Source organism: Asticcacaulis tiandongensis, from assembly GCF_006475605.1.
In the GTDB taxonomy this organism is placed as follows: Bacteria; Pseudomonadota; Alphaproteobacteria; order Caulobacterales; family Caulobacteraceae; genus Asticcacaulis; species Asticcacaulis tiandongensis.
This window is the reverse complement of sequence record NZ_SSBC01000010.1, coordinates 493,304-514,341: the sequence shown is the minus strand read 5'-3', so window position 1 is coordinate 514,341 and position 21,038 is coordinate 493,304. Positions and strand designations below refer to the sequence as shown.

Here is a 21,038-nt window from a genome sequence, read left to right as displayed (position 1 = left end):
CCACAGCCTCAGGCGGCCTCAACCATCACTTCTGCCAGCTTTTGCAAGGTGACGTAATCGGTCTTGCCTGACCCCAGAACCGGTATGGCTTCAACCTTCACCAGCTTTTTGGGAATGGCAATCGCGGGCGTACCATGCGTCTTCGCCCAGTCACTGAGACGATCCAGATCAGGGGTCGGATGATCGGTAATCAGAACCAGCCGTTCGCCTTTCTTGTCGTCTCGCAAGGCCACGACCGCGTGGCGGTTATCGGGCCAGACCTCATCGGCAATGCGCTCAACGGCGGTCAAGGACACCATTTCACCGGCAATCTTGGCAAAGCGTTTGGCGCGACCAAGAATGGTGATAAACCCGTCCTTATCGAGGCTTACTATGTCACCCGTATCATGCCACCCGTCATGCGGGGCTTCGATACGATCGGGATTTTCCAGATCAATATAACCGGCCATGACGTTCGGCCCCTTGACGTGCAGTCGTCCGCCTTCGGGGATACCTTCAATAATTTCAAGCCTTAGCTGCATGCCGGGCAGGGCGTGGCCCACCGTACCATGGCGATTGTCATGCGGATAATTGACCGCCAGCACCGGTGAGGTCTCGGTTACCCCGTATCCTTCCAGCACCTTAAGGCCGCCATATCGCTCTTTAAACAGCTTATGGGTCTCTTCGCGTACCTTTTCCGCGCCACAGACAACGAACTCAAGACTTGCAAAATCATCCGGTTCGGAATTGCGCGCATACTGGTTGAGGAAGGTGTCGGTAGAAAATATGAGCGAGGCCTTTGTCTCCTTAAGTAACCCCGGAATCTGCTTTACATGCAGAGGCGAGGGGTACTGAAAACTGCGCAGCCCCCTGAGCAACGGCATAATCACCCCGCCGGTCAGGCCGAGAGAATGGAAAATTGGCATAGGGTTAAAGCAGACCCATTCCGGCTTAAGGTCTATATGGGTTTTGATCTGGGCGACATTAAGCACCAGATTGGCATGGGTCAGCACCACCCCCCGCGGCGTGCCGAAACTGCCGGAGGTGAACAAAATCACCCCTATATCCGAAGGCTTTGCATGATGAGCATGAAGACGCGGTAAGGTTGAGGCCCTTAGGCCGTAAAGCTTATCCGTCACGCTTACGGTTTTACGCAAATCATCAAGATAGATAATCCGCACGAAATGGCCCATGGCTTCAACCAGTTCCTGAAGTTTGGCCTGTTCGACAAACCGGCGCGCCGTAATGACGGTCTTGACCTTAGCCGTCAGGCAGGCCGATTTCACATTGGCCAGACCAGAGGTGAAATTGATCATTACCGGCGTGCGGCCATGGGCATGCAGCGCAAAAAATGACAGGGCACCACCCACGGAGGTTGGCAACATCAGACCGATACGCTTTTCACGCTTCAGGACACGGTCAAACAGGCGCGACAGCACAAAGGTGCGCAGAATGAAATCCTTATAGGTAATGGGCTGGCGGTCCTGATCCTCGATGATCACCTTGTTCTTGCCAACCGTATCCGCGGCATCCAGCAGGGCCGTGAACAGGGATTTGGTTTCCGCTTCAATATTAAAGGCTTCCGACATTCGTCCCGGTGTCTCCGCTGCGAGGGCAAGGCTTATAACCTGCACATATATGCCTGTTATTCTAATCAGGCCGCAAGTTGCGAGGCAAGATAGGATTTCAAAGCATTACGGTCAGGAATTGTAATGAACTGACAAGATTTACTGCGTTCACAAACGCTTTGGCTGCGGGCGATGTCGCTTTCTGCCTCAAGCCAGTCCACAGCCATGCTCAGCTTACGCCCCTGTGCGGCTTTGCGCGCTTTGTCGGTTTCTTTTAGCCAGCGCTCCGTGACCCCTTTTAGCCTCAGATCAGGATTGGCCCTTTGCCAGCGATGGGCGATGCGCCCCCAGTCATCCTCAGGCAACGAATCACCCGACCAGCCTTCGCTCTCCGCCTTATCCGGCCCGCCCCAGACCTGATGCAGATAAAGCTTTTGAATGGGCGGCTTATCAAGGAGAATGGCCGTCCACGCACCGGAGCCATGCCCCAAGACATACAAGGGCTTATGTGTATCCGGCCGGATAATATCGGAAATCAACGCGTCGGCACCGTTCACAGAATGTCTGAAGTCAGGCGTATCAACCTGTTGATTTTCAAGCATATAACGACCCGACCCGCCCTGTCCCGGGGCTTCATATATCCACACACTCATATTTTCAGCCTGAGCCAACCGGCCTATGTCGAAATAAACCTCCGCCGGCCAGGCCGCGTCGGCCAGAATAAGAAAATGTGCCTTCGGATTTACGGGCGGCGCACCCACGCCATAACGCGCCTCGGGCATCTTGCCCACCTTTAGCCCGCTCCAGACGAAACCGGCAGGCGGATAATGTTCCGGTGAAAGTCCCGGCGGAATTTGCGGGTCAATAAAGGCCTTGCCACGCGCGTCTGCCTCCTGACGCAGGCCGCATCCAGACATACCTCCAGAGACCCCTAAAGCCAGGCCTCCCCATAAAACATGGCGACGCGATAGATGTGACGTGCGGGAACAAACGGGGAGGGCCATATCCTCAATCTTAGGCCAGATTCGACGGCCTTGCTATCGGCTTGTTACAGCTTGTGACCGCCCCGGCATGTGGAATTGACTTGATATATAAGTGTAATAAGCCCAATTAGGACACCAAGGTTTCATAATGTAACGGCTTATAGATGGTCACCCTAATCAACCGGCTGGCTTCAGCACCCAAAGGTGAATTGCGACATCCGGAAAAACAGAACCGGCCTGAAACGCCGGTTTTGAAAAAACCTGACTGGCTGCGTGTCCGCGCACCGGGGTCGGCTACCTTTAATGCCACGCAGAAAACCGTGCGTGACGCCAAACTTGTGACTGTCTGCGAAGAGGCGGCCTGCCCGAATATCGGTGAGTGCTGGTCAAAGAACCATGCGACCCTGATGATTATGGGCGATACCTGCACGCGGGCCTGCGCGTTTTGTAATGTCAAGACCGGCATGCCTCAGCCGCTTGATGTCGACGAACCGAACCGTGTCGGGCAAACCGTAGCGGCCATGGGTCTGTCGCATGTGGTGATCACCTCGGTTGACCGCGATGACCTCAGTGACGGTGGCGCCAACCACTTCGCCGAAGTTATCCGCCAGATTCGCGCCCAGTCACCTAAAACCACTATCGAAATTTTGACACCGGACTTCCTGCGCAAGGACGGGGCCGCCGAGATCGTTATCGACGCCAAGCCGGATGTGTTTAATCACAATCTGGAAACCGTACCGCGCAACTATCTGAAAATTCGCCCCGGTGCGCGCTATTTCCATTCCCTGCGCCTGCTTGAGCGCGTCAAGGAACGCGATCCGTCGCAATTCACCAAATCCGGCATCATGGTTGGCCTTGGGGAAACCAAGGAAGAAGTCATGCAGGTCATGGACGATATGCGCTCTGCGGGTATCGATTTCATCACCATCGGCCAGTATCTGCAACCCACGCGTAAACACGCAGCCATTGACCGCTTCGTTACGCCGGATGAGTTCAAGGCCTACGAATCCATTGCCCGTGCCAAGGGTTTCCTGATGGTCTCGTCTTCGCCTCTGACCCGTTCCTCACACCATGCGGGCGAAGACTTTGAACGTCTGCGCGCCGCGCGTGCCGCTCAGGGTGCGGCGCACTGATGGCACGCTTCCATCTGGATCGTGTACTGCCCTATAGGGCAGAAGATCTGTGGCGTATGGTCGGTGACGTCCAGCGCTATCCGGAATTCATACCCTGGATTACATCTCTGCGTACCTATAATCCCGTGACGCCGGCCGAAGGCGTCTGGGCCTTTGATGCCGATGTCGCCGTGGGCTTCAAGATGCTGTCCGAGCGCTTTTCCACGCGCGTTACCAAACACGAAGCCGGTCACACCATCCATATGGGGCTTCTGCGCGGACCTTTAAAACGGCTTGATGGTTTATGGCGTTTCACCACGGTCGAAAGCGGCACCCGTATCGATTTTGACATGGACATGGACTTCAGAAATCCGCTGCTCAACGCCATGCTCAGGGCCAACTTTAATCTCGCCGTCAGTAAGCTGATGAGCGTCTTTGAACAGCGCGCCCATCATCTTTATGGCCAGACACCGTCTAATCCCTAAGGCGCGGCCTTAAGGTGTTTTAATGCCCACTGCAGGGCAAAGCGCACAGACTGCTCACGTATATAGTCGCGTCCGTTGTTTTCAAACACATGTACGCTGGCCAGCGAGGTCGGTGTTCCATCGGCTTCACGAAACCCGAGCCCGAAACAGACCATACCGACGGGCTTTTGCTCAGTGCCGCCATTGGGGCCGGCAATACCTGTGACGCTCATGGACAAATCCGCATTCACCGCCTTTAAAGCGCCCTTGGCCATGGCCTGAGCGGTCTGAAGGCTAACCGCGCCATATTCAACGATCGTCAGTTCCGGCACCCCCAAAAGCCGTGCCTTGGCTTCATTGGAATAGGTGACATAGCCTTCATGGAAGCATTCTGAAGCGCCTGCAACCCGCGTAAGCGCCGCGGCAATCAATCCGCCGGTGCAGCTTTCAGCGGTCGTGACAGTGACTTTTCGCTCACGCGCCAGCTTTAGAATTTCAGTCGCCGTGGCATTAATATCAATTCCGGCGTCAAAACTTTCTGCATCAAGCATAACCGACCTCCTTTGATTTTGAGCATATCTCAGGAGAAATAAAAAAGCGGGACAAAATGCCCCGCCTTCCTGAAATTCTTAGTCTAAAGTCTGACTTAGACACCCGGATGCAAAGGCGCATCAAGGTTGTTATTAGCAAATTCCCAGTTCACGAGGTTGTTCAGATAGGTCTCAATGAATTTCGGACGCAGGTTCTGATAGTCCAGATAATAGGCGTGCTCCCAGACGTCGATGGTCAGGATCGGCTTATCGCCCTTGGTGAACGGGGTTTCAGCATTAGCCGTCTTGACGACCTTCAGCTTGCCGTCTTCACCCAGCACCAGCCAGGCCCAGCCGGAACCGAACTGCGTAGCGCCTGCGGTCTTGAAAGCTTCGGCAAAGGCATCAAACGAACCGAAATCGGCATTGATTTTTTCGGCAATCTTGCCGGTTGGTGCGCCGCCACCATTAGGTGACATGGAATGCCAGAAGAAGGTGTGATTCCAAACCTGAGCAGCATTGTTGAATACGCCCTGATTATTCCCCTCGGAAGCCTTAACGACCTCAACGAGGCTCTTGCCTTCGAATTCCGTACCAGCGATCAGCTTGTTCAGATTGTCCACATAGGCCTTATGGTGTTTGGCGTGGTGGTAGCTGAAGGTATTGGCCGACATGTGCGGCTCAAGGGCATCGGCAGCATAGGGAAGGGGGGGGAGTTCAAAGGACATGGCGACCTGCTTTTTGAAATGGAGCAAAAAATAATTAGCTACGCCATGATATATGGAGGGCAAAATACCTTTTCAAGCCATATTTAATTGATAATGATTCGCATAAATTTCCATATAATTGAAACGGTTATAGAAAATTCAGCGCTCACGCGGTGTTCGACTTCATTCCGTCAGGTCACAGCCCGAATTTCCGCCATAAAACCGGCGTCTGTCATCTGAAGCATTCCGCGTCCGGCATCGCTCTGTATCCGAGGTTTGCGGAAACATACGGCTGGCCGGGACATCCAGCGACCGCCCGGTAATTCGCGCGCCCGGTAAGTGATCTCCGTACAGGTATGGATCATATCCGTAAGGTGAATAGTCGTAGGGATAGCCGTAGCCATAACTGTTCTTGCCGTGATCGGTTTTACTGAAAGCGATTCCGAGCATGCCATTTTTACCGAGCGGAATCGTTGAGGCAATATAGCCACTCCGGTATCCGCCCGTACCGACGCTGACGCCGAACTCGCTGCGAATTCTGGGCTTTTCAATAACCGGTTCGGCAAACGAGTCTGAAACTGGCTCAGAGCTGCCAAACGGGTAGTTGGTCACACGTTCAACCGGAACATAGCCTGATAGACGGGATAATACCTGATCCTGCGCCAGTGCCGAAACCACCGGAGACTTATCGGTTGCGGAATTATCCGAAGATACATTCTGGCTAGATGGCCTCACGACAGTGCGTGTGGATATGGCGGCATCATCAGCAGCTAAAGCCTCAAAGGCAAATGGCATTAGAAGCATAGCCCCAAGGTACGTAAATCTCCGTTTCAACTGACGATTACGCATAGCACGTCCTTCAGGCCCTGAACTGTCATTGACGCAACATGGCCGACAATTAAGGCTGCATTATAACGAACAATCTTGCCTTATATCCAGTTTACGACGGTATAATTTCTCATAATCTATATTATGCGAGAAATAGGTTAGATCACCGATAGAAAGGACACGCCTCTCACGGATAGAAATGACACAGTCCGTAAGATTGTTCTGCCTGCCGGGCCAGTCTCCACAGTGTCACAGCTTTGTTTGGTTCCTTCTTGCACATCTCCACATGCCCTCATAAGAAACCGTATATTCGGTATATTTCTGGAGCCCTTTATGAGCCCGTCGTTCATTGCCTATTCCGCACTGGGTTTAGCCATTCTCTTTGAAATTACCGGCACAACTTTTCTGATGAAGTCGGTTCAGTTTACAAAGTTGATACCCACGGTAATCATGGGCCTTTGTTACTTATGCTCATTCTTTTTCCTGGCACAGGCTCTCAAAGTTGTCCCTCTGGGTATAGCCTATGCCATGTGGGGTGGACTGGGTATTGTTCTGACGGCCATTATCGGCGTTGTCGTCTTCCGTCAGTCACTGGACGTCCCTGCCCTTGCGGGTATCGGCCTGATTGTCAGCGGCGTTGTGGTTCTGAACCTCTTTTCACACTCGACGACGCATTAAACAGTAGCGCGTAAAAACAGCCCGAACCTGTACAGGCGCACTCTGCTTGATGTAGCACGCGCAGGCTGGCTGAGCTCTCTGGTGCAGATATACCTGAACGCGCCTTGATGCAGGCGCATCTGATTGGCGCGACACACCGTCATCCGCAAGGGTTACATCAACACACGCAAAGTTATTGCGAATTAGTTTCATTTCCGCAACACTCGCCCTGCTTTAGGCTTATTCCTGCGATTTATTATCATTATTGTTATCAGCCGCCCTTGCATAAGGGCGGCTTGCGTGATTGAGAGGCGCTCGCAATTATGGAGTACCTCATGCTTACGAAAATGAAACGCACCCTCCGCTCTTTGTTATTAGCCAGCAGCTGCCTGATGATCGGCACGCTCGCATTGGCGGCACATGCGGATTCTGTGTCTGATGTTGAGGAAGTGACCGAAGTCGTTGTTACGGCTGCCGGTTTCCAGCAAAAAATCGAACAGGCTCCCGCCTCTATCAGTGTCTTATCACGTGATGAGCTTGCGTCTGAACGCCATCAAAGTCTTGCTGAAGCTCTGGCAAATGTTGAAGGCGTAGATGTAGGTAACTCGGCCGGTAAAACTGGTGGCCTGAATATTTCTATTCGTGGCATGGGTAATGACTATACATTGGTTCTGGTGGATGGTCGCCGTCAAAATCCAGCTGGCAGTGTGACTCCAAACGGCTTTGGCGAGACGGCCTCCAGTTTTATTCCCCCCATGTCAGCCATAGATCGTATTGAGGTTGTGCGTGGCCCAGTATCGACGCTTTATGGCTCAGACGCCATGGGCGGTGTGGTAAACATTATTACCCGCAAGGTTGGGACGCGCTGGGGCGGGTCGGTAAATATTAATAGCACAGTACAAAGTGATGATCAGTTTGGTAATATTTATGGCGGAAGCGTCTATGCTAATGGCCCGCTGATTCAAGATAAGCTAGGCTTGGCTTTGCGTGGCAGTTATCAAACACGAGAAGAGGCATCCCTATCTTATGAGAGAGCGGATGGTACAACGGCAAATGTGAGCACACGCGGCGAAAGCCCGGTTGAAAACAAAATATGGTCTGCGGGAGGGCGTTTAAGCTTCACTCCCAGTGAGAACCATGACATTTTGCTGGACTATGACGTAAACAAGCAGTGGTACGATAATTCCAAGGGCCAACTCGGGGAAGTAGGTGTTCGTGGTTATGCCAAGGAGCAGGAATTTGAAAATCAGGAAGCCATTTTAGGCCACAACTGGCGTTTAGGTTTCGGTGAACTGCAATCGACCCTCTCATATGGTAAGCGTGAAACAATTGGTCGCATTCTGCCGGATGATGTTCCAGGAACTGACCGCAAAAAGGGTGATCCCCGCACGCTTGAAGCCACTAACATAATTTTCGACACTAAATTCTTTTCTAATTGGCGCAACCATACCTTCACGGTAGGCGGTCAGTACTGGGATGCTGAGATGGTCGACGGCGTAGCTCCGGCACCATATGAGCACCAGCAATGGGCATTGTTTGCTGAAGATGAGTGGCGTTTTACGGATACGCTGGCATTAACTATCGGTGCGCGACTGGATGACCACAGCGTTTTCGGCCAGCACACAAGTCCCCGCGCCTATCTGGTATGGAATGCCACTAACAACTGGACTCTCAAGGGCGGTATAAGTCAGGGATTCAAAACACCTTTACTCGATTGGATTGCACCCGGAATCACCGGTTTTGGCGGTCAGGGAACATCACCCAATATCGGGACGCCTACTCTGAAACCAGAAACCTCGACTTCAACAGAGTTTGCGATATTCTATGATAATCGTAGTGATTTCCGTGCAAACCTGACTTTTTTCCACAACAAGTTTGAAGACAAGATTGTTACCAGCACTGACCGGCTTCTTAGCTGCGCTTATAATCTCACGCGCGCTCAATATGAAGCTGGCGAGAGAACACCAAACTGTAACGCTGATTACGGATGGTGGCCCGGCAGCTTCTATGTCGGAAGACCTGTTGAGCCTAGTGATGTGAGCATGCACCAATATTTCACTCAACGTGTGAATGTCGGCGAAGTAGAAACTCAAGGTATTGAAGGTGCCTTCAGATACTTAATTGGTGAAGGTTGGTCTCTAAGCGGCAACTACACCTATACAACAAGTGAAGAGAAAGACACAGCGACAGGTGAAAATGTTCGATACCAGAACACACCTCGACATATGCTAAACGGATCAGTACGTTATCAAGCAACGGATAACCTGAACCTGTGGTTGCGGGGTGAGTACCGCTCTAAACGCTATCGTTCGGAAGATAGTGCTACTAGCTTTGCCAAAGCCACCTATGGCGATTACAGAGCTTATGGTTTGTTCCATGTCGGCGGATCTTATAAATTTAATGATAAGGTCAGCTTGAACGCTGCAATTTACAATTTGTTTGACAAGGATTTTGTTTCATATGGGCCGTACAAGACCTTGAATAATAATGGTGTCGCCTCCACAGCATATACACGCATCTATGCCAATAATCAGGAACCGCGTCGCCTGTGGCTGTCATTGACCACCGAGTTCTGATTGATGAAAAACCCCGCCGGAAACGGCGGGGTTTTTGTTACTTCAGATAAACCGCTTCGAAACGCGCCAGCGGGGTCATGCGCGCCTTATTGAGTGACAGGTTGTTGCCATTTAAGGAATAATTGTCCGCCGTCCGCAGCGCTTCATGCAGGCCCTGCTCAACCTCCATCCCCTCGGCGCAAGCCATAAGGGTTGACGCTACACCAACAAACCGGACACGCAATGTCTCTTCATTAAGCTCATAACCGCCGCTGAAACCGTTGCAACCACCGAAGCCTGACACACGATTACCTTCAGCCTTCAAAATAAGGTGAGGCTCGCGCTCCAGCGCCTTAACCGGCTGTCCGTTTAGTTCAACCAGTTTCCAGTATGTCCCTTTAATATTGGCGGTAGGGGGTTCGGTTGATGATGCACTTCCATCGGTAGCACAGGCCCCAAGGGCTAAAAAACCCGCACAAGATATGGCAAACAGAACCGATTTCATAACCGCACCATCCCAATATTAAACATGCGCGATAGTAATAGGTATCGCTCGCATAAAATGTCGATAGGGCTTTGATGAGTTCCCAACGCATGAAAGCAGTAGCGTTTTGCCGCTACCGCCTATAGAAAACCATCACAATTATGCGTTTGCTTTCAGGAACCGGATTATGACCGACATTCTCGCCCAAATTGCCGCCTACAAACGTGAGGAGGTTGCCGATCGCAAGGCACGCGTCTCTGACGGTGAACTGGCCGCCAATATCGCTCAGGCGGGTGCGCCAAGGGGATTCATGGACGCCCTTGTCCGTAATAAACGGCCCGGAAGCCTGTCTCTGATTGCTGAAATCAAGAAAGCCAGCCCTTCAAAAGGGCTGATTCGCGAGGACTTTGATCCGCCCAAACTGGCCCGTGCCTATGAGGAAGGCGGTGCCAGTTGCCTGTCTATTCTGACGGACTCCCCCTCTTTTCAGGGCCACGAATCGCATTTTCAGGCCGCCCGTCAGGCAGTCGCCCTGCCCTGTATCCGCAAGGAGTTTCTGGTTGATTCATGGCAGGTAAGGGAATCGCGCGCCCTGGGGGCTGACGCCATTTTGGTCATCATGGCCATGATTGACGACGCCCTTGCGGCCGATCTGATTGCCGAAGCCCATGCCCTTGGCATGGATGCTCTGGTTGAAGTGCACGACGCTGAAGAAATGGAACGCGCCCTTAAACTGGAATCAAAGCTTATCGGTATAAATAACCGTAACCTCAAAACATTTGATGTCAGCCTATCCACAACGGAAACACTCTCATCAATGGTCGGGCCAGAGCATATTCTGGTCGCCGAAAGCGGCATCTTCACCGTCGATGACGTCAGACGTCTTGAGGCGACCGGTGCCACTTCCATGCTAGTGGGTGAAAGCCTGATGCGTCAGGCAGACGTCACAGAAGCCGCTAAAAAGATTCTGTCACTTGCTTGACAACACCTGTGAACACATGCAGAACACGCAACACAGGTTCATGACTTGTTCACTTTTTGAGCGCCATTATGGCGCAGGTGGATGAATCCGTTAAGGGGTGTGACATGCTGACGACCAAACAACGCGAACTTTTGATGTTCATTCATGAGCGCATCAAAGAGACGGGCGTTTCTCCCTCATTTGATGAGATGAAGGAAGCACTGGATCTCGCCTCCAAGTCAGGCATTCACCGCCTCATTACAGCCCTTGAAGAACGCGGCTTCATCAGGCGTCTGGCGCATCGGGCACGTGCCCTCGAAGTCATTAAACTGCCCGATCAGGCCACAACCGCTGCGCCTCCGCGGGGACGTCAGGCCTTTGTCCCTCAGGTCGTCGAAGGCTCAAAACCGACTCCTTTAGCACAACCGGCTGTAGAAGATGGACGTGAGTTACCGCTTCTCGGTAAGATCGCCGCCGGTGTACCGATAGAAGCCATTGGCCAGGAACGCGATCGTATCCGCGTGCCGGACATGTTTGTCGGTGCCGGTGAACATTATCTGCTCGAAATCGAAGGCGATTCGATGATCAATGCCGGTATTCTTGATGGCGATTATGTCATCATCAAAAAGAGCGATACGGCACAATCCGGCGAAATCGTTGTCGCTCTGGTCGAAGGTGAAACCGCTACCCTCAAGCGCCTGCGCAAGAAGGGGGCGTCCATTGCCCTCGAAGCCGCCAATCCGGCCCACAAGACGCGCATCTATAATGACGGTGAAGTAGCCATTCAGGGTAAACTGGTTGGCCTTATGCGCCGCTATCATTAAGCTTACGCGTCCACGGCCTCTGCCCTCTTTGCGGTTCAGAGGCCCTTATCTGCCATTGCCCCTTTGTACGCCTTAGTTCCATAGCCCCCAGTCGCTTGAAGTCACTGCGGGTAATGCGGTTCACCTTAGCACAGGCGCCGGGCCATGCCTCTATGTGGCTACGTATGATCACAAGGTCACTTTTGCGGCACAGGGCCTCAAGCCGCTGAATATCTGGCGGCTGATTGCCAAAGGCAAAACCCACCGGAAAGGCGGCCTTTTCTGTGGGTACACAAACATGGCGCTTACAGGCATAGTGTTCACCTAACTGCGCATCGCCGTTTTTCAGATGATAATGCTGAACCCATTTTTCGTAGCCGAACTGTTGCACCTTCGGGCGCAGTGCGTAGGCACCCGCCTCTGTGTGTATAGCGGCATTGGCCCCTTGCGGATCGAGCCATATGTCGGGTGGTGTCACTCTTGGCCAATATAACACGGCACAGGCGGCCAACAGTCCGGCCCAACGCGCCTTGCCCCTTATCAGACACAACCAGATAATACCCGCGAAGGACAACAGTATCGCTATATCCGGCGGGCTTGCCACATTTGCCACGGCCCCGGGCAATCCGGCAATGCCCGTTGAAATCCGGTCAACCACATATAATCCTGCACCGGACACGTATAGAAAAGGTGCGCCAAGAGATGTGCCGCTTAAGGCCGTACCGATGGCCAGCGCGGGCATGACAATCAGCGCCGTTACCGGTGCCTCAAGCATATTGGCCGGCAGGCTATAAAGCTGTGCGCGGTTAAAATAGAATATTCCGAACGGTGCGGTCGCCAGACCGGCCACCGTACTGGCCGCAACCGTCAGCCTGACCCAGCGCCAGCCGCCTTGCCATAACTTGACCCACACAGGAACACTCAGTTCCTTAGGCATTGGCCTGATCGTTTCCGCCAGCGCCAGCAAAGCTGCGGTCGCGCAAAACGACATCTGAAACCCGACCTCAAACACCGCTTCCGGCGTGATCATCAGAACGATAATGGCCGCCAGCGCCAGCGCCCTTAAGCTTAAGGCCCGACGGTCAATCAATATGGCCCCGAAGGCCACAATGGCCACTATGGCGGCACGTATGGCCGGTGCCGGTGCGCCGGAAATTGCCAGATACAGACATACGGTTACGATCCCGAAACATGCCGCCAGCTTTTTGACCGGATAATTTAAGGCTATAGCCGGAATTAACGCCATTATCGCGCGCGCCAGAAAAAATGAAAACCCTCCGACAATCGCCATATGCAGGCCGGAAATAGACAATATGTGCGCCAGCCCCGAATCACGCATATCCGCCACCAGATCGGGTTCAAGAAACGCCTGATGTCCGGTCACCAGCGCCGCGGCAAAGCCGCCCATACGCGTTCCCTGCCCCCACTGCCCCTCTAGCCTGTCAACAATCGTCTGCGTCAGACGCCAGCGAAACCCGTTCAACGCCATCTGGCGCGCAAGCCTGCCGGACACCTCAGGGGCCTCTGAAATAGTAATACTTCCGGGTATAAATCCCACACCACCAAAGGCATCAAACCAGGCTGAACGCGCAAAGTCATACCCGCCGGGCATGGAAGGCCCTGCGGGGGGATGCACAATGGCAAAGGCCCTTATGCGCTGTCCCGGCATCAGCGCTGGTTCGGTATTGCGTAATCCCAGCCGCAAGCGGATCGGCGTATTCTCCGGCGATAGACCCGACACTCTCAATGGGGCAACGACAATGCGCGGGCTGACGCTATCCTGACCGGTTATATCCAGAACAACGGCATCTATAAAAAACTGAGTCTCTTCTCCGCTCAGAACCGGGGCCGCCACGCTCTCGGTGCGGGCCTTACACAAGGCCATGCCCAATACAAAGACCAGCACCAGCCAGCTTAAGGTAACAAGCCCCCCTTGACGGTCACCCCGCCGACTGAGCCACACGCCTGCCCCACTTAAAACCGTCAACAGGCCGATCACCACCCACAAAGGCTCAAACGGCAGACTGAGATAAACCGCGCAGCCGCCCCCCAAAGCCACAGGCACCCACAGCATCAATCGTCCCGACTGGGCCTCGCAAGCCTTACCAATGGCTGCCTGCAAAACAGCGAAACGCGAAAAAAATGCTGATTTCACCCCGTCTCCCCCTAAAAGACTGTTCTGTGGCCCCAAGAAGCGTATAAGAACGCCATTCATATCCCTTAGAGTTCCATTATCATCATGGCTTCTGCACCCTCGCAACCCGTAGTTACGCGCTTCGCCCCTTCGCCCACCGGTTATCTGCATATTGGCGGTGCCCGTACGGCGCTGTTTAACCGTCTCTATGCTCAGGCCACGGGCGGCCGGTTTCTGATCCGCATCGAAGATACAGACCGTGAGCGCTCAACACCCGAAGCCGTGGACGCCATCTTCAAAGGCCTTGAGTGGCTTGGCCTGACCAGCGATGAACCGGTTGTCTATCAGAGCACCCGTGAATCCCGTCACAAAGAGGTTGTGCAGGTCCTCTACGCCTCCGGTCATGCCTATGCCTGCTTTATGACGCCAGAAGAAACCGAAGTTGCCCGCGAAGAGGCACGCGCCAATGGTCATGCCCTGCGCTCGACATGGCGCGACCGCACACCGACGGCGGACGAACTCATGCAGCCTCATGTCATCCGTTTCAAAGGCCCGCTGGATGCGCCTCTGATTATCGAAGATGCCGTACAGGGTCGGGTCACCTTCAACACCAAAGATATGGATGACCTTATACTTCTGCGGTCGGATGGGACGCCGACCTATAATCTGGCGGTCGTGGTTGATGACCATGATATGGGCATTACTCATATCATTCGCGGCGATGATCACCTGAATAACGCCGCCCGCCAGACCCTGATCTATCAGGCCGCAGGCTGGGATGTGCCGACCTTTGCCCATATTCCACTAATCCACGGGCCGGATGGGGCCAAACTATCCAAGCGCCACGGTGCTCAGGCGGTCGGTGATTACGAAGCTCTGGGTTACCTGCCCGAAGCCATGCGCAACTATCTGGCACGTCTGGGCTGGTCGCACGGCGATGATGAAATCTTCACTGATGCGCAGGCGGTTGAATGGTTTGACATTACCGATATCAACAAGGCCCCAGCCCGTCTTGATTTCGCCAAGCTTGGCCATGTCAATGCGCACTGGATCAGGGAATGTGATACGGATCGTCTGGTGGAGCTTGTCTGGACTGAGCTTTTGCGGCGCGGGATCGATGAATCACAGCGCGAAACGGTAACCGAACGCCTGCGTCTGGCCATCCCTCAGGTGGTTGAACGCGCCCAGACGATTCCGCTTCTGGCCGATGCAACAGCATTTGCACTGGTGAAACCGCCTTTTACCCTTGATGAAAAGACGCAGAAGCTGCTGACGGAAGAGAATTTAGAACGACTTTCACGCCTTCACGAAAAGTTGTTATGTCTGACAAAATGGAGTGCGGAAACTCTTGATGCCGAATTAAAGAATTTCGTTGAAAATGAAGGTATTAGCTTCGGAAAAATAGGCCCTGTCTTGCGTGGAATCCTCTCTGGCGGACAGCCCGCACCAGATATTTCACGCACACTTGCGGCTTTGGGTGCCACAGAAAGTGACGCCCGTTTCAAGCAGGCCCTTTTCATTTAGAATTGCAGTTTATATAGCAGGCGCAGCGAAAATAGTTGCATTGCACACTAACACGAAGGTGAGCCAAAAATGACCCAAGGTTCCAATCCGGCCAAGATTACCATCGGTGAACAGGTCATAGATTTGCCCGTTCTGAAAGGAACGCTCGGTCCGGATGTCGTCGACATCCGCAAACTCTATGGCGCAGGCGATGTGTTCACCTACGATCCGGGCTTCACCTCCACGGCATCGTGCGAATCCAAGATCACCTTTATCGATGGTGATGAGGGCGTTCTGCTGCATCGCGGTTATCCGATCGATCAGCTGGCTGAGAAGTCAAACTTCCTGGAAACCTGCTATCTGCTGCTGCATGGTGAACTGCCGAACGCCGCCGCCTATGAGCAGTTTGAAAACACCATAACCCGCCACACCATGCTGCATGCGCAGTTTGACCGTTTCTTCGAAGGCTTCCGTCGCGATGCGCACCCGATGGCCATCATGACCGGTGCGGTCGGTGCTCTGTCGGCCTTCTATCATGATAGCCTTGATATTCAGGACGCCAAGCAGCGTGAAATTTCGGCCCATCGCCTGATTGCGAAAATGCCAACCATTGCCGCGCGCGCCTTCAAATATTCAGTCGGCCAGCCCTTCGTTTATCCAAAGAACGACCTCAGCTATTCGGAAAACTTCCTGCGCATGTGCTTTGCCGTTCCGGCCGAGGAATATGTGCCGAATCCGGTTCTGACCAAGGCTATGGATCGTATTTTCATCCTGCACGCCGACCACGAACAGAATGCCTCGACCTCAACCGTGCGTCTGGCCGGTTCATCAGGTGCCAACCCGTTTGCCTGTATCGCGGCGGGCATTGCCTGCCTCTGGGGCCCAAGCCATGGCGGGGCCAATGAAGAAGCCCTGAACATGCTCAAGGAAATCGGCACGCCTGAGCGTATCCCTGAGTTCATTGCGGGCGTCAAAGACCGCAAGTACAAGCTGATGGGCTTTGGTCACCGTGTCTATAAGAACTACGACCCACGCGCCAAGGTTATGCAATCGACCTGTCACGAGGTTCTGACGGCTGTGGGTGATCCAAATGACCCGCTGCTTCAGGTTGCCCGTGAACTGGAACGTATCGCCCTGAACGATGACTTCTTCGTTTCGCGCAAGCTGTACCCGAACATCGACTTCTATTCCGGCATCACCCTGTCGGCCATGGGCTTCCCGACCACCATGTTCACCGTGCTATTCGCTCTGGCGCGCACCGTGGGCTGGATCGCTCAGTGGAAAGAAATGATCGAAGACCCATCGCAAAAGATCGGTCGTCCGCGCCAGATCTATACCGGTTCTGCGGCACGTGACTTTGTACCGCTGTCACAACGCGGTTAAGTCGAACAAAAAAACCGCTGCAGTTATCTGCGGCGGTTTTTTTATAGATTTAAGTGTTTTATGACCGCCGCCGCCGCCAGTTCCGCAGGCGGCTTTTGTCCCCGCCCCATCAGATCAAGTGCCGCAAACTGTTCCGCCGTCTGACGCGCCCTAAGACTGGGGTCATTCAGCCTTGTGCTCACAGCTTGCACCAGATTATCGGCCGAGCAGTCTTTCTGGATGAATTCCGGCGCGATGTCCTTATCCGCCACGATGTTGAACAGGGTGACATATTTAAGCGGTGAAAAACGCTTGAAAATAAAATAGGTCAGCCATTCCACCTTATAGGCGATAATCATCGGACAACCCGATAGCGCCAGTTCCGTACTCACGGTTCCCGAACAGGCCAGAGCCACATCCGCTGCCTGCATGGCACTGAGTTTATCCGCTTCGGTGTCGGTCATAATCAGGGGCAGATCAAGTCCCTGAACCTGTTCAAGCACCCGCTTACGCACTGTATCGGCAACCGGCATAACAAACCGAAGTTCAGGATAGACAGCCGACAGATGTTGCAGGGTTTCGATGAAAACCGGCATCAGGCGTCTGATCTCCGCCGGACGGCTGCCCGGCAGGACCAGAAGCAGAGGTGTATCCGGCTTCAACCCGTGGGCGTCGCGAAAGCCCTCAGGATCGGCACGGGAAAAATCGACATTGAGCGCCGGATTGCCAACGACAACCGTCTCAAGTCCTTCGGCCTCGAAATAGGGCGCATCCATCTTATGTAAAGCCAGAAGCAAATCAACGCTTTGCGCCAATGTCTTCGCACGGCCGGGACGCGTCGCCCACACCTGCGGCCCAACATATTTGATCAGGGGAACGTCCGGCATGACCTCACGAATGCCCTTGGCCACCCGCAGTGTGAATCCCCATGAGTCGATCAGGACCACAGCATCGGGCTTTTCCGCCAGCGCCAGCGCCACGGTGTCCGCGACACGCGCCTTGACGCGTTTGTAGGCCTTAAGCCCCTCGCTCATGCCCAGAATGGACAGTTGGGCAATATCGAAAGGGCTTTCGACCCCCAGCGCGCGCATCTGATGACCGCCTACGCCACAAAAGGTCAGCGGCGTTTCAGATTGCGCCACCAGCGCCCGCATAAGCCCTGCCCCCAGCGCATCGCCAGAAGCCTCTGCCGCAATGATCATCAGTTTTTTGGGCACCCCGGCGTCAGCCGTGGATTTATCCGGCGATATGGCCATAGATGAAAAGCCCCAGTTCTTCTGCACGCGCAAAGGTGCGCGCCTTATCGACAACCAGTATAGAGCCCGCCTGACCAACTATACCACATAAACCGGCCTCAGAGGCGGCCTCGACCGTCGCCACACCAATCGTCGGCATGTCCAGTCGCCGATCCTGAATGGGCTTGCAGACCTTGGCCAGCACCCCTTTGCGGTTATATGCATTCCCTATCAGAGGCTGAGGCAGGGCGGGAATGCGGCGAAGCATCGCATCTGTGCCTTCCTGTGCCTCAACAGCCAGCGTAATCTTGCCGGCCACCACAGCCGCCTGCCCGATGTCTAGCGCCCCTATAGCCGTCGCAATGCGAAAGGCTTCTTCAAGGTCTTCCCGCACCACCGGTGACGGTTCAGGCCCCGCTAGTAAGCCCTCCGTCAGCAATAACTGCGGATTGGCCTCGTGCGCGCCTTCGATAACAAAGCCCTGAGCCTCGAACATACGGGCGACCTGCCGCAACAGACCGTCATCACCACCGCGCCCCGCTTGCTCAATGGCCGGCAGATGCGCCACACCGCCGCTATCGCGCGGCATGGTGCCGAAATCCGGTCGCTTAACATAGCCAACCATGCAGATATGGCGAACCTGCGCCTGTGCCAGAGCGGTAAAAATCTCGGCAAAATGGCCGACAGATATATCCCGCCCCGGATGATCCGATAGCTCTACCTCCGCCATGCCTTCAAGGCGAACCACATAATAGGCGCGTCCGCTCTGCTTCAGATAACGCGCCACCTCGACCGGCACGGCACCGCCGCCCGCTATCAGACCGATCTTGGGCAGACCGATTTTAGGCTGAACCTCAGGCATCCGGCAAACAGATCGGACGGTTGGAGTCCTCACGGATGTACTGAACAATCTCTACGATTTGCGGAATATCAGAGAAGTTTTCCAGCACATCGTCCAGTCGCTCCTGAAACGTGCCTTCGGGGGCAAACATCATGCGATACGCCGTTCGCATGGAATTGATCAGGTCGCGCGAGAAACCACGCCGTTTCAGCCCCACCAGATTAAGCCCCTCAAGACGCGCATGATTGCCCCAGACGGAACCATAGGGAATCACGTCCTTGGTCACCATAGCGGCGCCGCCGACAAAGCTGTAACGACCTATGCGCACATATTGATGCACGCCGCAAAGCCCGCCGAGAAACACAAAGTCCCCGACATGCACATGGCCACCGATAGAGGCATTATTGGCCATCACGACATTGTTGCCGACTTCGGCATCATGAGCGACATGCGAGCCAACCATAAACAGGCAGTCATTCCCCACCCGCGTCTCACCGCCACCGCTGACCGTGCCGGTATGCATGGTGACATGCTCACGTATCTGGTTGCGCGCTCCAATAATCAGACGTGTATCTTCGCCCTTATGCGCCAGATGTTGTGGCGCACCACCTAGAACGGCAAAGGGATGCACATGGGTATCTTCGCCCACCTCGGTAAGACCATCCACCACGACATGCGATTGCAGATGCACACCGTCCTTAAGCGTCACCTGCGGCCCGACGATCGACCACGGCCCGATACGCACATTGCGCCCCAGTCTGGCCGCGGAATCAACTATGGCCGTAGGATGAATGACGGGCGTCGCCTCACTCATTTAGGCACCTCAACGACCATGGCGGAAAACTCAGCTTCGCAAACGACCTTACCATTAACCTTGGCTTCGCCACGGAACTTGAAGACGTCACCCCGGTGACGCACCACCTCAACATGCAGCTTAAGCTGGTCGCCCGGACGGACAGGACTGCGGAATTTAACGCCATCCACCCCAAGGAAGAAGATAGTCTTGCCTTCGACGGACACATCGAGAGACTTGGACATCAGAACCGCACCGGTCTGCCCCAGAGCCTCGATGATCAGCACACCCGGCATGACCGGATTTTCCGGAAAATGACCATTAAAGAACGGCTCATTGAACGTAACGTTCTTGATGCCGACCATTGATTTGTTCTTGATCCAGCTTTCACCGCGATCAATCAACAGGAACGGATAACGGTGCGGAATCCGCTTCAGGACTTCCTGATAGCCGACATCCAGGCCACTTTCTGCTTCCGCCACATCTGACGTATCTTCGATTATCATATCCGTTAACCCTTATCCTTAGACGCCGCGCTCTTGGCCAGCCAGGCCGCTTCACGCAGAAACTGGCGCGACGGCTTGGCCGGAAAACCCGACCACATCTGCCCTGCCGGTACATCCTTAAACACGATAGCGCCCGCCGCAACGATAGCGCCTTCACCAATATCAATATGGTCGATAATGCCCGCCCGTCCGCCAAACTTGGCGCCGTCAGCCACCTTAACCGACCCCGAAAGCCCTGAGTGGGCCGCCACAATCACATTTCGCCCCAGCCTGACGTTATGCGCGATTTGCACCATATTGTCGATCTTGGACGCTTCGCCGATTACGGTGTCGTCATAGGCCCCACGATCAACGCAGGTACCGGCCCCTATACTGACATCATCCTGAATGATAACGCGGCCCAGCTGCGGCACATCCACCAGACCCCGGGAATCATGTGACACGCCAAAACCGGCCTCACCAATTCTTACCCCCGCAGACAGTTGCACCCGATCACCGACCAAAGCACAATAGATAGTCGCCTGTGCGCCTATACGGCAATTGCGGCCAATCGCACAGCCTGGCCCGATGACCGTATAGGCATCGATACGCGTCCCGCTGCCGATTTCCGCGCCCTGACCGATAACCACCCCTACCCCCAGCGTAACATCAGGCTCGATACGCGCATCGGGATGAATTGCCTGCGCGCCCTGATGAAACTTGGGACTATAAAGGCGCGCCGATAGCCGCGCCCACGAGGCCTGCGGCGAACCGCTGATCAGGGCCACACTGCCCTCAGGCACCAGAGCGACATCCTTGCGATGCACAAAGACGTATTCGGCTCTGGTTTGTTTAAGACTGGATAGATAACGCCGGTCACTGAAATAGGTTGCCTCACCCCTGCCCGCTTCAGACAGAGGTGCGCAACCGGTCACATAGCCACATCCCCGTTGTGCTTCATCAGCCACAACGGCACCCGAGAGTTCCAATATCTGATCGAGTTCAATCCGCGACCCGACATCAAAAAACCGCAGATCCGGCATGTGTGCGACGT

Annotated in this window: 20 protein-coding genes; 8 read left to right on the top strand and 12 right to left on the bottom strand. The window is 54.3% G+C overall.

Features of this window, described 5'->3' with window-relative positions; translation table 11 throughout:
* Window positions 1-8 precede the first annotated feature (8 nt).
* Entirely contained in the window at window positions 9-1,568 is a 1,560-nt protein-coding gene (locus E5201_RS06400) for an AMP-binding protein (protein ID WP_140985237.1), read from the bottom strand.
* A 65-nt stretch (window positions 1,569-1,633) separates the two neighbouring features.
* A complete protein-coding gene (locus tag E5201_RS06395) occupies window positions 1,634-2,464 on the bottom strand; it encodes an alpha/beta hydrolase (protein ID WP_181404555.1) in 831 nt (276 codons plus the stop codon).
* A gap of 230 nt (window positions 2,465-2,694) precedes the next feature.
* Between E5201_RS06395 and lipA the strand changes: the two genes are divergently transcribed.
* Window positions 2,695-3,663: a lipoyl synthase gene (lipA, locus tag E5201_RS06390; RefSeq protein ID WP_140985234.1), complete on the top strand. Its 969-nt coding sequence runs from the start codon at window positions 2,695-2,697 to the stop codon at window positions 3,661-3,663.
* On the top strand, window positions 3,663-4,127 hold the full coding sequence (locus E5201_RS06385; RefSeq protein WP_140985232.1) for a type II toxin-antitoxin system RatA family toxin: 465 nt from the start codon (window positions 3,663-3,665) through the stop codon (window positions 4,125-4,127). The genes lipA and E5201_RS06385 overlap by 1 nt, the downstream gene beginning before the upstream one ends.
* On the opposite strand, the gene E5201_RS06380 is transcribed toward E5201_RS06385, so the two are convergent.
* From E5201_RS06380 to E5201_RS06370, 3 genes are all read right to left on the bottom strand, one after another.
* Window positions 4,124-4,657: a CinA family protein gene (locus E5201_RS06380; protein ID WP_140985230.1), complete on the bottom strand. Its 534-nt coding sequence runs from the start codon at window positions 4,655-4,657 to the stop codon at window positions 4,124-4,126. The two genes, E5201_RS06385 and E5201_RS06380, sit on opposite strands and share 4 nt — an antisense overlap.
* A 95-nt stretch (window positions 4,658-4,752) precedes the next feature.
* Complete coding sequence (locus E5201_RS06375; RefSeq protein WP_140985229.1) at window positions 4,753-5,364, bottom strand: superoxide dismutase; 612 nt, start codon at window positions 5,362-5,364, stop codon at window positions 4,753-4,755.
* A gap of 162 nt (window positions 5,365-5,526) precedes the next feature.
* Window positions 5,527-6,138 (bottom strand): hypothetical protein, encoded by a 612-nt coding sequence (locus tag E5201_RS06370; protein ID WP_140985228.1) that lies wholly within the window; start codon window positions 6,136-6,138, stop codon window positions 5,527-5,529.
* Window positions 6,139-6,504: 366 nt separating this feature from the next.
* Between E5201_RS06370 and E5201_RS06365 the strand changes: the two genes are divergently transcribed.
* Both E5201_RS06365 and E5201_RS06360 read left to right on the top strand, forming a co-directional pair.
* On the top strand, window positions 6,505-6,849 hold the full coding sequence (locus tag E5201_RS06365; protein ID WP_140985226.1) for a DMT family transporter: 345 nt from the start codon (window positions 6,505-6,507) through the stop codon (window positions 6,847-6,849).
* 371 nt (window positions 6,850-7,220) lie between these two features.
* Window positions 7,221-9,404 (top strand): TonB-dependent receptor domain-containing protein, encoded by a 2,184-nt coding sequence (locus tag E5201_RS06360; RefSeq protein ID WP_219993566.1) that lies wholly within the window; start codon window positions 7,221-7,223, stop codon window positions 9,402-9,404.
* A gap of 37 nt (window positions 9,405-9,441) precedes the next feature.
* Here E5201_RS06360 and E5201_RS06355 read toward each other — a convergent pair whose 3' ends face one another.
* The gene (locus E5201_RS06355) at window positions 9,442-9,888 is read right to left on the bottom strand and encodes an META domain-containing protein (protein ID WP_140985222.1); all 447 of its coding nucleotides are present in this window, start codon (window positions 9,886-9,888) and stop codon (window positions 9,442-9,444) included.
* Window positions 9,889-10,054: 166 nt separating this feature from the next.
* Here E5201_RS06355 and trpC point away from each other — a divergent pair, with 166 nt between their 5' ends.
* Both trpC and lexA read left to right on the top strand, forming a co-directional pair.
* Window positions 10,055-10,849, top strand: a complete 795-nt coding sequence (trpC, locus tag E5201_RS06350) for an indole-3-glycerol phosphate synthase TrpC (protein WP_140985220.1) — start codon at window positions 10,055-10,057, stop codon at window positions 10,847-10,849.
* 104 nt (window positions 10,850-10,953) lie between these two features.
* Complete coding sequence (gene lexA / locus E5201_RS06345) at window positions 10,954-11,652, top strand: transcriptional repressor LexA (RefSeq protein WP_140985218.1); 699 nt, start codon at window positions 10,954-10,956, stop codon at window positions 11,650-11,652.
* Here lexA and E5201_RS06340 read toward each other — a convergent pair.
* Window positions 11,633-13,786, bottom strand: coding sequence for a ComEC/Rec2 family competence protein (locus E5201_RS06340; protein WP_181404554.1), 2,154 nt, complete (start codon window positions 13,784-13,786; stop codon window positions 11,633-11,635). The two genes, lexA and E5201_RS06340, sit on opposite strands and share 20 nt — an antisense overlap.
* Before the next feature lie 84 nt (window positions 13,787-13,870).
* On the opposite strand from E5201_RS06340, the gene gltX reads away from it, so the two are divergent.
* Together gltX and gltA are read left to right on the top strand one after the other, a co-directional pair.
* Entirely contained in the window at window positions 13,871-15,289 is a 1,419-nt protein-coding gene (gltX, locus tag E5201_RS06335; protein ID WP_140985214.1) for a glutamate--tRNA ligase, read from the top strand.
* Between the two features lie 69 nt (window positions 15,290-15,358).
* Window positions 15,359-16,651, top strand: a complete 1,293-nt coding sequence (gene gltA / locus E5201_RS06330; RefSeq protein WP_140985212.1) for a citrate synthase — start codon at window positions 15,359-15,361, stop codon at window positions 16,649-16,651.
* Window positions 16,652-16,692: 41 nt separating this feature from the next.
* Here gltA and lpxB read toward each other — a convergent pair whose 3' ends face one another.
* Genes lpxB through lpxD form a run of 5 tightly spaced genes read right to left on the bottom strand, consistent with a single transcriptional unit; the run spans window position 16,693 to window position 21,027 of the window.
* Window positions 16,693-17,832 carry a lipid-A-disaccharide synthase gene (gene lpxB, locus E5201_RS06325; protein ID WP_140986061.1) on the bottom strand — a complete coding sequence of 380 codons (1,140 nt, stop codon included), beginning with the start codon at window positions 17,830-17,832 and terminating at the stop codon, window positions 16,693-16,695.
* Between the two features lie 34 nt (window positions 17,833-17,866).
* The gene (locus E5201_RS06320) at window positions 17,867-18,727 is read right to left on the bottom strand and encodes an LpxI family protein (RefSeq protein ID WP_246050427.1); all 861 of its coding nucleotides are present in this window, start codon (window positions 18,725-18,727) and stop codon (window positions 17,867-17,869) included.
* On the bottom strand, window positions 18,720-19,520 hold the full coding sequence (gene lpxA, locus E5201_RS06315) for an acyl-ACP--UDP-N-acetylglucosamine O-acyltransferase (protein ID WP_140985211.1): 801 nt from the start codon (window positions 19,518-19,520) through the stop codon (window positions 18,720-18,722). The genes E5201_RS06320 and lpxA overlap by 8 nt, the downstream gene beginning before the upstream one ends.
* The gene (fabZ, locus tag E5201_RS06310; protein WP_140985210.1) at window positions 19,517-20,005 is read right to left on the bottom strand and encodes a 3-hydroxyacyl-ACP dehydratase FabZ; all 489 of its coding nucleotides are present in this window, start codon (window positions 20,003-20,005) and stop codon (window positions 19,517-19,519) included. Before fabZ ends, lpxA begins: the two co-directional genes overlap by 4 nt.
* Before the next feature lie 5 nt (window positions 20,006-20,010).
* Window positions 20,011-21,027 (bottom strand): UDP-3-O-(3-hydroxymyristoyl)glucosamine N-acyltransferase, encoded by a 1,017-nt coding sequence (gene lpxD / locus E5201_RS06305; RefSeq protein WP_140985208.1) that lies wholly within the window; start codon window positions 21,025-21,027, stop codon window positions 20,011-20,013.
* Window positions 21,028-21,038 lie beyond the last annotated feature (11 nt).